The sequence below is a fragment of the Xylophilus rhododendri genome, from assembly GCF_009906855.1.
Classification (GTDB): Bacteria; Pseudomonadota; Gammaproteobacteria; order Burkholderiales; family Burkholderiaceae_C; genus Xylophilus; species Xylophilus rhododendri.
In genome coordinates this window covers 2,354,618-2,368,759 of record NZ_CP047650.1, presented here as the reverse complement: position 1 = coordinate 2,368,759, position 14,142 = coordinate 2,354,618, and the positions used below count along the sequence as shown (strand labels likewise).

Annotated in this window: 11 protein-coding genes; all 11 read left to right on the top strand. The window is 59.8% G+C overall.

The annotated features are described in order from the left end of the window. The first annotated feature begins 27 nt into the window (after positions 1 to 27). The 11 genes from GT347_RS10935 (at position 28) to GT347_RS10885 (ending at position 13,925) form a co-directional block, all read left to right on the top strand. Entirely contained in the window at positions 28 to 1,293 is a 1,266-nt protein-coding gene (locus GT347_RS10935) for a D-alanyl-D-alanine carboxypeptidase family protein (protein WP_160551979.1), read from the top strand. 119 nt (positions 1,294 to 1,412) lie between these two features. Next, entirely contained in the window at positions 1,413 to 2,447 is a 1,035-nt protein-coding gene (locus GT347_RS10930) for a TRAP transporter substrate-binding protein (RefSeq protein WP_160551978.1), read from the top strand. A 39-nt stretch (positions 2,448 to 2,486) separates the two neighbouring features. Next, the gene (locus GT347_RS10925) at positions 2,487 to 4,361 is read left to right on the top strand and encodes a TRAP transporter large permease (protein ID WP_407704162.1); all 1,875 of its coding nucleotides are present in this window, start codon (positions 2,487 to 2,489) and stop codon (positions 4,359 to 4,361) included. Between the two features lie 22 nt (positions 4,362 to 4,383). Further along, the gene (locus GT347_RS10920; protein WP_229722832.1) at positions 4,384 to 5,472 is read left to right on the top strand and encodes a LacI family DNA-binding transcriptional regulator; all 1,089 of its coding nucleotides are present in this window, start codon (positions 4,384 to 4,386) and stop codon (positions 5,470 to 5,472) included. Beyond that, complete coding sequence (locus tag GT347_RS10915) at positions 5,454 to 6,446, top strand: NAD(P)-dependent oxidoreductase (RefSeq protein WP_160551976.1); 993 nt, start codon at positions 5,454 to 5,456, stop codon at positions 6,444 to 6,446. The genes GT347_RS10920 and GT347_RS10915 overlap by 19 nt, the downstream gene beginning before the upstream one ends. Before the next feature lie 44 nt (positions 6,447 to 6,490). Continuing rightward, positions 6,491 to 7,324, top strand: coding sequence for an amidohydrolase family protein (locus GT347_RS10910; RefSeq protein WP_160551975.1), 834 nt, complete (start codon positions 6,491 to 6,493; stop codon positions 7,322 to 7,324). Positions 7,325 to 7,743: 419 nt separating this feature from the next. Next, on the top strand, positions 7,744 to 9,009 hold the full coding sequence (locus GT347_RS10905) for a metallophosphoesterase (protein ID WP_160551974.1): 1,266 nt from the start codon (positions 7,744 to 7,746) through the stop codon (positions 9,007 to 9,009). A 17-nt stretch (positions 9,010 to 9,026) separates the two neighbouring features. After that, positions 9,027 to 10,103: a GTPase-associated system all-helical protein GASH gene (locus tag GT347_RS10900; RefSeq protein ID WP_160551973.1), complete on the top strand. Its 1,077-nt coding sequence runs from the start codon at positions 9,027 to 9,029 to the stop codon at positions 10,101 to 10,103. Beyond that, complete coding sequence (locus GT347_RS10895) at positions 10,100 to 11,065, top strand: TRAFAC clade GTPase domain-containing protein (RefSeq protein ID WP_229722831.1); 966 nt, start codon at positions 10,100 to 10,102, stop codon at positions 11,063 to 11,065. Before GT347_RS10900 ends, GT347_RS10895 begins: the two co-directional genes overlap by 4 nt. A 2-nt stretch (positions 11,066 to 11,067) precedes the next feature. Next, positions 11,068 to 11,961 (top strand): TRAFAC clade GTPase domain-containing protein, encoded by an 894-nt coding sequence (locus GT347_RS10890; RefSeq protein WP_160551972.1) that lies wholly within the window; start codon positions 11,068 to 11,070, stop codon positions 11,959 to 11,961. A gap of 11 nt (positions 11,962 to 11,972) precedes the next feature. Then, the gene (locus tag GT347_RS10885) at positions 11,973 to 13,925 is read left to right on the top strand and encodes a GAP1-N1 domain-containing protein (RefSeq protein ID WP_160551971.1); all 1,953 of its coding nucleotides are present in this window, start codon (positions 11,973 to 11,975) and stop codon (positions 13,923 to 13,925) included. Positions 13,926 to 14,142 lie beyond the last annotated feature (217 nt).

Below are 14,142 nucleotides of genomic sequence, written 5' to 3'. Positions count from 1 at the left end.
GTACCCGGCAAGCCCGCACAAAATTCCATGCCCAACAAGATCTCCACCCTTTCCTCCACCTTCCTGATCGCCGCGACCTGCCTGACGGTCGGTGTCGGCGCGCAGGCGGCGTCCCACGCCGCCAAGCCCGCGGCCGCCAAGGCCGCCAAATCGGCCAAGGCGCCCCGGGCCGCAGCCGCTGCCGCAGCCGCCGCCTCCGGCGTGCCCCTGCTGGCCGGCCAGACCAGCGCCCCCGGCGGCGCGCCCTCCCTGCCGGCCAAGGCCTGGCTGCTGATGGACTTCGACTCCGGCGAGGTGCTCGCCTCGGCCAACCCCGACGAAGCCCTGCCGCCCGCCTCCCTCACCAAGATGATGACCAGCTTCCTGGTCGAGCAGGCCCTGCGCTCGGGCAAGCTCAAGCAGACCGACCTGGTGTCGGTCAGCCAGAACGCCTGGTGCCGCGGCTCCAGCACCGAGTCCTGCATGTACCTGCCGCTCAACGGCCAGGCCACTGTCATCGACCTGCTGCGCGGCATCATCATCCAGTCGGGCAACGATGCCTCCAAGGCCATCGCCGAGCACATGGCCGGCTCGGAAGAAAACTTCGCCAAGCTGATGAACGCCGAGGCCCAGCGCCTGGGCATGACCCACACGCATTTCGTCAACCCGACCGGCCTGCCGGATCCGGAGCACAAGTCCTCGGCGCGCGACCTGGCGATCCTGGCCCGCGCCATCATCCGCGACAGCTCGGACTTCTATCCGCTCTACGCCGAGCGCGAGTTCAAGTACAACGGCATCAAGCAGGGCAACCGCAACGCGCTGCTCTACACCGACTCCACGGTCGACGGCCTGAAGACCGGCCACACGCAGGAGGCCGGCTATTGCCTGGTCACCTCGTCCAAGCGCAACGGCACGCGGCTGATCACGGTGATGCTCAACACCTCCAGCGCCCAGGCGCGCGCCGATGCCACCCGCACCCTGCTGGGCTGGGGCTTCAACAATTTCGAGAAGGTCACGCCGGTGCAGCCCAATGCGGTGGTGGCCTCGCCGGCCGTGCGCTTCGGCACGGTGGATACCGTCGCCGCCGGCCTGCAGTCGCCCTGGTCGCTGATGGTGCCGCGCGGCCAGCAGGTGCAGACCACCACCGAAGTGCTGCCCAACCTGGAGGCGCCGGTGGCCAAGGGCGCGGTGATCGGCAAGGTGGTGGCCAAGGTCAACGGCCAGCCGGTGGGCGAGGCGCCGCTGGTGGCGCAGGCCGAGGTGCTGCGGGCCGGTTTCCTGATGCGCACCTGGCAGCGCCTGACCGGCAAATAAGCCGCCCCCACGTTCAGCACGGCCAGGGTTAGCCCCTGTTGCAAGCGTCAGCTCGGCAAATAAGATTCGTGAAACGTTTTAGTAAAACGTTTTACTAACTAAATACCGAGACAAACGCCATGCCCAAGCTCACCAGCCGTCGCTCGTTCATCCACCTTGCCGCCGCTGGCGGAGCCGCCGCCGCCATGCCGTACGCCTCGCGCGCCTGGGCCGCACCGGCGCCCATCGTGCTGCGCTGCTCGGGCTCGCAGCCGGCCGACCCCAGCTCCGCCCACTTCCTCTGGATCGACCGTTTCTCCAGCAACCTCAAGCAGCGCGTGGGCGACCGCATCCGGGTCGATTACTTCCCCAACGGCCAGCTCGGCAAGGAAGCCGATGTGGTGCAGCAGGTGCGCCTGGGCTCGATCGACATGATGATCACCGGCACCTCGATCTGGGCCACCGCCCTGCCCGAGCTGGCCCTGCTGGACATGGGTTTCGTCTTCGACAGCTGGGAGCATGTGACCCGCGCCATGAACGGCGGCGTGGGCAAGGCCTTCAACGACATGCTGCTGCAGCGCACGGGGGCCAGCTTCATCGCATACGCCTCGCACTACAACTCGCGCAGCGTCTACACCAAGGCGCCGCTGGCCAACGTGGCGGGCCTGAAGGGCCTGAAACTCCGCGTGCTGCCCACGCCCATCTTCATCGAGACCTTCAAGCTGCTCGGCGCCATCCCCACGCCGATCCCGATCAACGAGCTCTACACGGCGGTGCAGACCGGCGTGGTGGAAGGCTTCGAACACGATGCCGGCACGGTGCTGTCGAGCAAGTTCAACGAGGTGGTCAAGCACTGCCTGCTGACCGAACACCTCTTCAGCCCCGTCTGCACCTCCATCGGCAAACGCGCGATGGCCAAGATTCCGCCGGAGCTGCGCGCCGCCTTCCAGGAGTCGGCCGACGAGGCCTCCAGATACCAGCGCGAAATGGCCCTGAGCAAGGGCACCGAGGCCCTGGCCACCCTCAAGGCCCAGCGCATGAACTTCGTGGAAGTGCCGGCCGCCGACCGCAAGCTGCTGCGCGACCGCATGCAGGCCGACCTGTGGCCCAGCGTCATCAAGCAGTACCCGGCCACCCAGCCGATCATGGACATCATCAACAAGACGCGCGCCTGAAACCGCGGCCCACCCGTTCGAAGGACGACGATGAGCGCCATGACACTCCAGGACGCGGTGGCCGGCACGCCCCACGTCGCCGCCGACACCGGCTGGCTGGGCCGGGCCTGTTCCGGCATCGAACACATCTGCGCCGCCGTGCTGGCGCTGAACGTGGGGGTGATCTTCGTATCGGTCATCCTGCGCTACTTCCTGCACAGCCCGGTGGACTGGGCCGAGGAAGTGGCTCGCGCCCTGATGGTGGTGCTGGTCTTCCTGGGCGGCGCCACGGTGTTGCTGAAGGGCGAGCATGTGGGCATCGACCTGTTCCGCAAGCTGCTGCCGCAGAGCGCGCAGGCCGTGGCCCGCCATGTGGGCGCCTGGGTGGTGGCGGGCACGGCGGCGGCGCTGTTCTATTCCTCGGTCGAGCTGCTGCAGGACTCGGTGAACGTGACCACGCCCATCGGCCTGCCGCAGTGGCTGAACGTGCTGCCGGTGTGCATCGGCAGCGCCTTGATGATCGTGGCGGCTGTCGTGCAGGCGATGCGCGGCGACCGCGCCACGCGCTGGCCGAGCCTGGCCCTGTGCGTGGCGCTGGGCCTGGCCGCCTGGGCCTGGAACAGCTTCAGCCCCGAAGGCCTGCACGCCCGCCCCTGGATGCTGCTCACCGCCTGCTTCTTCGGCACCCTGATCGCCGGCGTGCCCATCGCCTTCGTGCTGGCCGCATCGGCGCTGATCTACTTCATCGCCGAACCCTCGCTGCCCATGGTCATCTACTCGCAGCAGGTGATGGCCGGCATGGACCACTTCGTGCTGCTGGCCGTGCCCTTCTTCGTGCTGGCCGGCCTGCTGATGGAGGCCAACGGCATGTCCTCGCGGCTGATCGAACTGCTGGTGCGGATGTTCGGCCGCATGCGCGGATCGATGAACGTGATCTCCATCGTGGCGACTGCCTTCTTCTCCGGCGTGTCGGGCTCCAAGCTCGCCGACATCGCGGCGGTCAGCGGCATCATCGTGCCGGCCGTGCGGCGCACCAAACAGGATCCCAACGAGACGGCCGCCGTGCTGGCCGCCTCCGCGGTGATGGCCGAGACCATCCCGCCCTGCGTCAACCTGATCATCATGGGTTTCGTCGCCAACATCTCCATCGGCGGGCTGTTCATCGCGGGCATCGTGCCGGCGGTGGCCATGGCCGTGGGGCTGTGCGCCATGGCCATCATCGTGGGCCGCAAGGTCGATCCGCTGCTGGCCTTCCCGCTGAGGAAACCCATGATCCCGCTGCTCGGCGGCGCCCTGGTGGCGCTGGTGATGGTGACCATGATCGGCAAGGGCGTCACCTCCGGCGTGGCCACCTCCACCGAGGTGTCGGCCTTCGCGGTGGTGTATGCGCTGGTGGTGGGCGGCCTGGCCTTTCGGGAACTCACGCCGCGCGGGGTGGTGCGGCTGTTCGTGAAGTCGGCCTCGATGGCCGCCAGCATCATGTTCATCGTGGCGGCGGCTTCCAGCCTGGCCTTCGTGCTCACCATCGAACAGCTGCCGGTGCTGGTCTCGGAGTTCATGACCAACCTGGCCGCCCACTACGGCAAGGTGAGTTTCATCCTGGCCTCGGTGCTGCTGATGACCGTCTTCGGCGCCATCCTGGAAGGCGCACCGGCGCTCATCATCTTCGGCCCGCTGCTCACGCCCATCGCCCAGCAGGTGGGTGTGCATCCGCTGCATTTCGGCGTGGTGATGGTGGTGGCCATGGGCCTGGGGCTGTTCAGCCCGCCCTTCGGCCTGGGCCTGTTCGCCACCTGCTCCATGACCGGCACCAGGATCGAGAACGTGATGCGCCCGATGATGAAATACCTCGTGCTGCTGGCGGTGATGCTGCTGGGCCTGATCTTCATCCCCGAAGTCAGCCTGTGGCTGCCGCGTGTGACCGACATGCTCTGACCCTTTCCCACAAGCAAACCCCATGGTGACCATCCAGGACGTGGCCGACCTCGCCGGCGTATCCATCAGCTCGGTCTCGAACGTGATGAACGGCCGAACCGAGAAGCTGAGCAAGGAGACCTTCGCGCGGGTGCGCCAGGCCATCGAGAAGCTGAACTACCGCCCCAACCAGGCCGCCCGCCAGCTCAAGACCGGCACCGCCTCCATGCTGGGCCTGCTGGTGCCGTCCACCGCCAACCCCATGTTCGGCGAGATGGCGCTGCACATCGAAAGCGCCGCCCACAAGGACCTGGGTTTTCGCCTGCTGCTGTCCAACACCTACCGCGACCAGGCCCGCGAATCGCGCATGTTCGACGACCTGCATGCGCTGGGCGTGCGGGGCGTGATCGTGGTCTCTTCGCAGACCGACGAACAGCACATGACCCGCGCCATCCAGAACGGCATGGCCATCGTCAGCTACGACCGGCGCGGCGCGGGCGGGGAGGGCGGCGAAGGCGAGGAGGCCCGCTCGCGCATCGACCATGTCTCGCCCAACAACGTGCGCGGCGCCGAGATCGCCGTCGAATACCTGATAGAGCGCGGCCACCGCCACATCGCCCTGGCCACGCCCGACATCCGCACCATCAGCCGTGCGCAGAAACACCAGGGCGTGCTGCAGGCCGCCGCCGCATCGGGCCAGAAGGTGGAAGTCAGCGTGCTCATGGGCCGCGACGAGGAAGGCTACGGCGACTCGCAGCTGGCCGCACTCGGCTTCGCCATCGCCGGCGACCTGGTGAAGATGGCCAGCCGCCCCACGGCCGTCGTCGCCATCAACGACATGCTGGCCTTCGGCCTGATGTCCGGCCTGGCCAGCCATGGCCTGGAGGTGCCGCGCGACGTATCCGTCGTCGGCATGGACAACACCGTGATGGCCGGCTATTCCGTGCCCGCCCTGACCTGCGTGGCCATGCCCCTGCCCGAGATGGCCGCCGCCATGGTCGGCCGCGTGGCCGAACGCCTGAGCACCCCCGAGCTTCCCCCAAGGAAATGCTGTTCACCCCCCGGCTGGTGCTGCGCCAGTCGGTCGCGTCACCTCTTCAATAGATCGCATCCATGGCAAGCGTTTTCCTGACCCACACGGCGCAAGAGCGGCACAACTACTACGGCGATGCCCCGCTGGCCGCCCTGCGCACACACGCCCTGGTCGTGCTGAACGACAGCGACCGGCCGCCCTCGGCCGCCGAGCTGATAGCGAAGGCGAGGGACTGCGACATCATCGTCTCGGCCCGCAGCGTGGCAGCTCCCGCCGAGGTCTTCGATGCACTGCCGAAGCTGCGCGCCTTCTGCCGCGTGGCCGTGGACATCCGCAACATCGACGTGGAAGCCGCCAGCCGCAAGGGCGTGCTGGTGACCCGCGCCACGCCAGGCTTCGATGCATCGGTATCGGAGTGGATCGTGGGCACCATGATCGACCTGTCGCGCGGCATCGGCCGCATGAGCGCCCAGTACCAGGCCGGCCTGACGCCCGAGGTGCGCATGGGCGCGCAGCTGAAAGGCGCGACGCTGGGCATCATCGGCTACGGCTTCATCGGCCAGTACCTGGCCACGATCGCCCAGGCCCTGGGCCTGCAGGTGCTGGTGGCCGACCCCTTCGTGACGCTGCAGCAAACCCCAAGCCTGCGCAGCGCCACCCTGGACAGCCTGCTGAAGACCGCCGACTACGTCGCCTGCCTGGCCGCCGCCCTGCCGGAAACCCATCACCTCATCGACGCCGCCGCCCTGGCGAAGATGAGACCCAGCGCCTTCCTCATCAATGCCTCCCGCGCCGAACTGATAGACGAAGCCGCCCTGCTGGCCGCCCTGGACGCCGGCCGCATCGCCGGCGCCGCGCTGGACGTGGGCTCCGCCGCCGACCAGATGCCGCCGCTGTCGCTGGCCGCGCACCCGCGGGTGATCGCCAGCCCGCACATCGGCGGCCTGACCCCCGCCGCCACCCAGCACCAGGCCATGGACACGGTGCGCCAGGTGGCCGCCATCGTGGCCGGCCAGCTGCCGCAACACTGCGTGAACGCCGACCGGATCGGCCGGCTGGCCACATCCGCCTGAACCAGCGCCGCCCGAGCCCCCAACCCCCACCATCCCCGAGCCCCATGACGACCACCCCCCGACCAACGCCCGAGAACGCCTGCGACTGCCATATCCACATCTACGACACCGCCCGGTTCCCGCTGTCCCCCAAGGCCCTGAGCACCCCGCCGCCCGCCCGCTGGCAGGACTACGTGACGAATGTGCAGCAGCAGATCGGCACCAGCCGCGCCGTGATCGTGCAGGCCACCGGCTACGCGCTGGACAACCGCTGCACGCTGGACGCGCTGGCCCAGTCGGCCGGCGCGGCGCGGGCCATCGTCACCATCGAGCCGGAGACCCCCATGGCCGAACTGCAGCGCCTGGACAGCCTGGGCGTGCGCGGCGTGCGTTTCATGCTGGTGCCGGGCGGCGGCGGCGCGCTGGAGTGGAGCCAGCTCGAACCCATGGCCGCGAAAATCGCCGACCTGGGCTGGGTCATCAACCTGCAGCTGGACGGGCGCGACCTGCCGCAATACCTGGACCGGCTGCGGGCGCTGCCTTGCCGGCTGAGCATCGACCACAACGGGAAGTTTCTGGTGCCGGTGGCGCCGGAGGATGCGGCTTTCCAGGCGCTGCTGCGGCTGGTGGATGAGGGCAATACCTGGGTGAAGCTGTCGGCGCCGTACGAGACGTCGCGGGTGGGGGCGCCGGGGTATGGGGATGTGTCGGTGCTGGCCAGTGCCTTGGTGAGGGCGAATCCGGAGCGGTGTTTGTGGGCTTCCAACTATCCGCATCCGGGGCAGAAGGTGGTGCCTAGTGAAAAGGCGTTGCTGGATTTGTTGGGGGTTTGGGCGCCTTCGGCCGTGGATCAGCAGAGGATCTTGGTAAGTAACCCTGAAATGCTCTATCGTCTCTGAAGGCGCGGCGGATGGCCAGCGTCCATTGGCTGCCTCACTCGCATGGGTGGCATGCGGTCAAACGACGGCCGGGGCGTACGCCGGCGGGGGTACAGATCGTGCGGAACAGCCTCGGGCATGCGTCGACTTCGACAACATCGGGTTACCTGAGCACCGAGCGGGTTCAGCAGCTACACGCGATGGAATAGTTCTGGGCCAAATAGGAAGCAGCGTTTAGAGCTGGCGCGGGTCAGTGTCTTGCCCTTAAAGTGTTCCGGCAGCCAGGCCAATCAATCTGCGCGTACATATCACTCGACGATAGAATTCTCGAAGAACGCGCTATACGTTTTTCCCAACCTGCCCGCACGGACCGCAATGTTCCTGACTGCGCAATCAGCCGTCTAGACTGCGCGAAGCGCTTGACTGATCGAGGTTTCCCGTTGCTGATTCTCCATCTCTCGGACATTCACTTCAGAAAAATGGAGGTCGAGACTGCGCAAGATCCGAATTCCTTCATCCGAAATGAGATCAAGAGGGATGCGGTCACACAATGCAAATCCCTGGGAAGGCCAGAAGTCATCCTAATATCAGGTGACATCGCTTTTGCAGGCCACCCAGACGAGTTTGACTATGCGACGGCATGGCTGCGAGAGCTGAGCGAGGCGTGTGGAAGCTCGTTAGACAAAGTGTTTGTGTGTCCGGGCAATCATGATGTGGTGCGCTCGCAAGCCAACCGCAATATGGTTCAGCATGTGCATAACGCCATCAAAGCCGCCGGCAATCCTACAGCATATATTTCTGGGCAGTTTCGTGATCCAGATGCCCGGCGATTGCTCTATGAGAGTTTGGATAACTACAATGCCTTCGCATTTCAGTTCTTCTGTGATTTGCTAGCGCCGGAACGGACTATCGCAAAGCGAGACGTTCCGTTAAATGACGGCTCCATTCTCAGATTTTGGGGGTTGAACACGGCTTTTGTATCCAGCAGCTCGGATCGCCAAGGCGACCTTTTCGTAGATGAAGCATCTTTTCAGATACCTCGTGAGGACGGGGTGGTCAATCTTGCAGTGGCTCACCATCACCTGTCGTGGCTGCGCCAATCACAGGAACTGGAGGACCATCTCAACGACGTTGCTGCGATCCAGGTATTTGGTCACGTCCATACCAATCGCATCGCTAGGGAGGTTGAGTACATCCGATTGACTGCGAGCGCCATGCATCCGGAAAGGGAAGAAGCTCCGTACGAGCCAGGATACAACCTTCTAGATGTCACCGTCGAAGGCACTGGCGACAACCGATACCTGAGGATTGCGGCGCACGTTCGTGTCTGGCAAAACGCTCCTGGAGGCTTCAGGGCGAAACAGGTCAGGGGCTCCGACGTTTGGACGCATTCCATCAAGCTCGAACCTTGGACGCGGCCAGTCAATGCGCCACCGACGAAAGTAGTGCTTGATGCTCCAAATGGGTCTTTGGGGACTTTGCCTGAGGAGGCGAGCGCCATGAATCAACTTCGTAAGGTGGGACTACGTTTCTACCAACTCAGTTTCAGTAAAAAATCCGAAATCGCAGGTCGATTTGGCCTTTTGGAAGATGAAGATATAAATCAGCCTGATTATGAGCGGTTCAGGCGTGTGTTTCAACGAGCGCATCAGCGTGGTCTAATAGACGATCTTGCTGAAGCTATCCGTAATGCTGAGAAAACCTAGGTTAAGGAGGTGTGATAATGGCGGCGACACCATTTGCAGATATCTATTCAGGGGCGACTTTGCAACCGACAGCTGACGTGCTGTCGGCGAGAATCGCTACCGTGGATAGGTTAGTCAAAGGCGGTATCGAAGAGGCAAAAATAATCGATTTGGTCGGTTGTTTCTATGGTTCGCCTAGCTTGGATTTAAATTGGCTCCGTGATGAGTTGGTTAGGGATGATTCAACCTTTAGCCTAATAAACCGCGAAAGGGAAACGCAAGTAATTGCAGCAGGAATCCTGAACTCACTTACTAATGCGCATAATGATTTTGCAATACTGGCCATTGTAGTTGGTAGCTTTTCAGGTTTACGAGAACCAACCGTATTTCCGCAACTGGTCGTTGATGCCCATTCTGCGATGAATAGGCTTTCTGTCTCACAGCGCGCAGAAAAAGATATACCCATCCGAATTAGCGCTATGTCGGATGCAAAAGTTGGTAAAATACTGGAAGATATTGCGGAAGATGATTTTGCAGCCACGCTAGCGGCATTGAAAGAGGTGCGCAACGAGGCGGCTGCATCGGCCAAGACCATGGCCGCTGCTACTACTAATGCGCTGAGTCTCCTCAGCGGCGAAGTGGAAATGCTGCGCGAGGAAACGCAAATGCTTTGGTGGATCTTTGGAGGGCACAGCCGTGCGCTGGAGCGAAGCTTCTCAACATTTACATCGCAACATCAAGCCGCGGTCATTGCGGCAGTAGATTTGGCAACCCTGAGCAGACGAACATACTTCGGCCCTGTTGCTGCGCCTGCCATGCTTGATCGTGCGATTAATGCGGCGAAAAAGCAAAAAAGCACGCCAGCGCAGCGATTGATCAATGTTATTGACTCCATCCCGCGGACGGACCTGCAAAAACTCAAAATTTTTCCCGATAGTGTGCCGGCGCGCATAGCTCCTGTCATGACGGCAGTCGATCTCGCCCGTACTTTAGGGGCAGGCGTATGGGGCGTTAGATTCGAGGAATTAACTGGAATTTCTGCAAATGTAGAATTAGAGCCGCTAACTTTGTCGGCGCAACTCTACCGTGAGCACCTGCTCGGGCAAGTCGTATGATCGAAATAGACGAGGGCGATCCAGAAAATATACAACCGGCCCCATTGAGCGGCAGAGAGGATAACGATACTGACGTCTTTGCAACCGCATCACCTCAACAACGAGTTGCCTTAGAGCCGCGTTGGGTGCAGCTGCCAGCGTCGGGCATGCTGGCGGTTGAGGACGCTGATGGCTTACTGCGATGGCGGGATGCGTCGATTGTTGCAGTTTTAGGCGAACGCAACGGCGGCAAAACTACGCTCGCCGTGGAGTTCTACGAACGATTCGCAAAAGGTGTATATGCGGGTTTTAATTTTGCCCACAGCTTGAGCTTGTTGGGTTTTGAAGAAAAAACATTTCAGTCGCGTGCTGTTTCTGGTGCGGAAATGCCGGATACCCCCCGGACGTCCAAGCAAGATGGGTTGAAATTTTTTCATTTGGCCGTTACGGGAGAAACTTGTGGGCGTAAAGACCTATTAATTTCAGAACGCGCAGGTGAGATATATCGGGATGTCCGCGATAATCCGTCGCTCGCCAATACCATTACTGAAGTTCGCAAGGCTAGAACCGTTGCTTTCATCCTAGACGGTGAGCGCATCGCGGACCCTTTGCGACGCATGGAGGCTTTAGCTTCAGTTCGTGACTTGGCTCGAGCATTTACACGAGCTGGCTCAATTTCAATTGACTGCGAAATTCAGATTGTTACTACTAAATGGGACTTGTTGATTGGTCCGGATGCAGCGGTGGCCAAGGGAGTGTTGGAAGATTTTGAGCGCCGGTTTATCGAGACATACATGGGAAAATTCGGGGAGATATCTGTTTTTCATGTTGCTGCACGCGACCCCACCGGTACCGTTGCTGCAGGTTACGGAATGGAGCCGTTGTTTAAGAGCTGGCTAGCCGTTAGGCCTAAAGCCAAATCGCCGGGCCCCGAAATGCCGCAACTTGTCAATGAATTTGATCGTTTGCTTATGAGGGGCTGACCGTGGAGTCGAATTTTGTGATCATGGGCCTCCCTGCGTCCGGAAAAAGCACCTTTCTGGCTGCGCTTTGGCATTTGGTTAGTGCCGGCGAAGTGAAATCGAGACTCTTGCTAGATGACTATGATGGTGATCTGAAATATTTAAATCTTATCGCGCAGGCTTGGAGGACTTTTCAAAAGATTCCCCGTACATCACAGTACGGCGGTGATGTAAATGTGAAGATCAAGCTTCTGGATACTCATACTGGAAGTAAAGGCGTCGCCTATTTTCCTGATTTGGCTGGCGAGGCGTTTGACATACAAGTTGAAGCCCGACAAAGCAAGCCTGATTTTGTTGAGGCAGTCTCCGAAGATGATGGAATATTGTTTTTCATCGGCGCGGATCTTAAGGGTGACACTATGTCGATCCTCGAGCTCAATGCTTCGGTACCGGCGGGCGCTAGTGATTCTGTGTCAGAGATTAGCGGTGACCAGCCAGAATCCGACCGGGTAGGAATTGCCCAAGAAGCCGAAGAGTGGTCACCTAAGGCTATTCCAGCCCAGGTTCGCATCGTACAAATTCTGAGCGATCTCTTGTGTCTTCCCTTTGCGCCGCGCCGCCGACGTCTAGTGATCATTATCTCCGCGTGGGATTTAGTAGAAGCCAGAAAAATTTCGCCTGTCGAATGGCTTACCGAATGCATGCCTCTAGTCAGTCAGTTTTTAAGATCTAACGAGGAAACATTTCGTACAAGAATTTATGGTGTTTCGGCCCAAGGCGCTGATCTACAGGATGCTGATGCAATCAAATTAATCGCACAGCAGCCTAGTGCGAGTCGCCGAATTCGTGTGGTTGGCCCGGCGGAAACGGACCATGATCTGACAGCTCCGCTTGTGTGGTTGCTGTCGGAAGAATGAATAAGTTTCCAATGAAATTAGACCAGTGTGTTTTCGGCTACGACGATGGTCATAGATTACTCGCGTCGTCGATGCACCTTGGCGCTGAGTTGTCGGATCTGGCTGAGTTGAGTGACCTTGCTCCTGGGGTAGTTTTCCCTGGCGCCGATGGGTATTACACGGGCGTGCCCATGCCGAACATCGGTCGTTATGCGCTGATGAAGACTTGGCTCGCGCCTGAAATGCCGCGCCCAGGCTGCGTATGGACGCACGTGCTTTTACTTGATTTACAAGTTTTCGAAGTGCTTGGAGACCTTTCTCTGCTTGCCTCCGTTTTTCGACGGCCTGAAATCAATTCTCAGTATCACAGTTATAAAAGTACTATTGTTTTGCCCCCAAACGGTGTTTCCCGTGGCGTGCGGTCTTTCGATTTTTCTTATGATGCTTTGTTGAAAATCTATGCCGCATTGTACGACGGTGGGTCGACGGGCATAAAGGTAGCTAGAGCCGGAGAAATCGACTCAGCAGTTTTTGACATATGGGCACAACAATGGCCCACGCTAAGAAGGAATTTCCGCTTTTCGACGGCTGTTTCTCGTGATACGCGGACAGCTGGAGCAGTTAAATTTGATTTCAATTTGCAGCTCGATTTGGTCGAATCACAGGGTGACCAATTTGATCGGCCAGTTTGGATCGATGCTGCTATGGCGGATGCCTTGGCAGGCGAAAGTGGCTTATTGCGCCCTTTTCTCTGGAAATATGGTCAGGACGTTCGCCGCCAAAAAGGTTCGTTCCGTCCATTGGTAAAACTTGGAATGGCACAAGTTTCTGGCGAGTTTGATGGCGCATCGGAAGTGCTTGGTCTTGTCTTGGACGCGTTTCCTGAACGCGAAGACGCTATCAGTCTAAAACAAGACCTCATTGACGGCACGCTTGTGACAGCCACCCAGCTAGACGTACTTTGGTTTTTCTTGGCTCAGGGTGGAAGTGAAACATTCCCGGAACCCTCTAGTATTGGCCTCGAGCGGCTCACTCATCTTTGGTCTAGCAGACCTCAAGATCTGTTGCACCTTGCAGAAAAAACTGCGCAGCCCTCTACCGAATTCGAAGGGAAAGTTTTCAAAGTAATTACCGCTTCAATGCCACAAGACGATTTTTGGCGTCAAACAACGAAATACCCTGCACTTCGGGGCCGCATGATTTCTAGTCGGCCAGAATTGCTTGATTCTTGTGATATATCTGTACTTGACAATACAACACTACTTTCAATTTTGAAACTGGTGCCGAAAGGCCACGGCGTTGTTCGATCATTGATACCGAGCTTGATTTTTCGCGATGACTGGCAATTGGCAGACTATATCGTCGATGATTTCCCGTCAGAGTCGGCTTTGGAGGTCGTTACCGCTTTGGACGGTGGTTCTGCGCCCATTGGCGCTGCATGGGTTAGCTCGCTAATTAGATCGCCGCAGAACCTACTAAATTCCGATGTAATGGCCCGCGTGAATCGTGTCAGCCTGATGTATGACTTGGCAGAAGCCATGCACTGGTTGGACGAGAGCGTGATTGCAATTGGTACAGATCCATGGATGCGTGTCTTACAGCCCTTGGCAATCGATGTTTCTGAGGACAAACGGGAAACGCTTGAAGTTTTCTTGGTTGGCTTGGCGTTTGCCTGCGGTGATACGGGTGGCCGCTTGTTGCTTGAGCAGTTTTTCGATAATGTGCACCGCCTCTCTTTAAAAGGACGGCTGCCATGGCGTGCTTTAGATATTATCTCGCCTTGGCTTCCTGACCTAGGATGGTTAGGGAATTGGGATGTCTCTCATCGTTTGCGACTTGCTGCAATATTTTCTTACCTCAAGAATGAATATTCGTGTGATTCCTTTGCCGGTTTGGTCACGGGGGATAAGAGCTTAAAAATGTTGAAAAAATCTGCTGAGGAAATCGTCGGTGCAGAAATTTTGGCGCAAGCTTTACGGCCTTGATCGCCCGTGTTTGATCTGCTATATCGAGCTTCGGCTGCGGGTGAAGCGCACCGGCCATATTCAATATCTCGTTGGCCCCGCGCAGTTCCTTGACTTCGCGCTCTAGGTGTTAGACCCGCTGAGCCTCACTGGTCGTCACATCCTCGCACAAGCAAGCATCTACCTTGGCTCGCTTTGCCTATTCGTAGAGCGGCTGTGGCACGCAGTCAATCTTTAG

Bases quoted from the DNA above. Each gene is read 5' to 3' on its own strand.
- GT347_RS10925 (WP_407704162.1), top strand. From the start codon at position 2,487: ATGACACTCCAGGACGCGGTGGCCGGCACGCCCCACGTCGCCGCCGAC.
- GT347_RS10885 (WP_160551971.1), top strand. From the start codon at position 11,973: ATGAAATTAGACCAGTGTGTTTTCGGCTACGACGATGGTCATAGATTA.
- GT347_RS10935 (WP_160551979.1), top strand. From the start codon at position 28: ATGCCCAACAAGATCTCCACCCTTTCCTCCACCTTCCTGATCGCCGCG.
- GT347_RS10895 (WP_229722831.1), top strand. From the start codon at position 10,100: ATGATCGAAATAGACGAGGGCGATCCAGAAAATATACAACCGGCCCCA.
- GT347_RS10900 (WP_160551973.1), top strand. From the start codon at position 9,027: ATGGCGGCGACACCATTTGCAGATATCTATTCAGGGGCGACTTTGCAA.
- GT347_RS10910 (WP_160551975.1), top strand. From the start codon at position 6,491: ATGACGACCACCCCCCGACCAACGCCCGAGAACGCCTGCGACTGCCAT.
- GT347_RS10920 (WP_229722832.1), top strand. From the start codon at position 4,384: ATGGTGACCATCCAGGACGTGGCCGACCTCGCCGGCGTATCCATCAGC.
- GT347_RS10915 (WP_160551976.1), top strand. From the start codon at position 5,454: ATGGCAAGCGTTTTCCTGACCCACACGGCGCAAGAGCGGCACAACTAC.
- GT347_RS10930 (WP_160551978.1), top strand. From the start codon at position 1,413: ATGCCCAAGCTCACCAGCCGTCGCTCGTTCATCCACCTTGCCGCCGCT.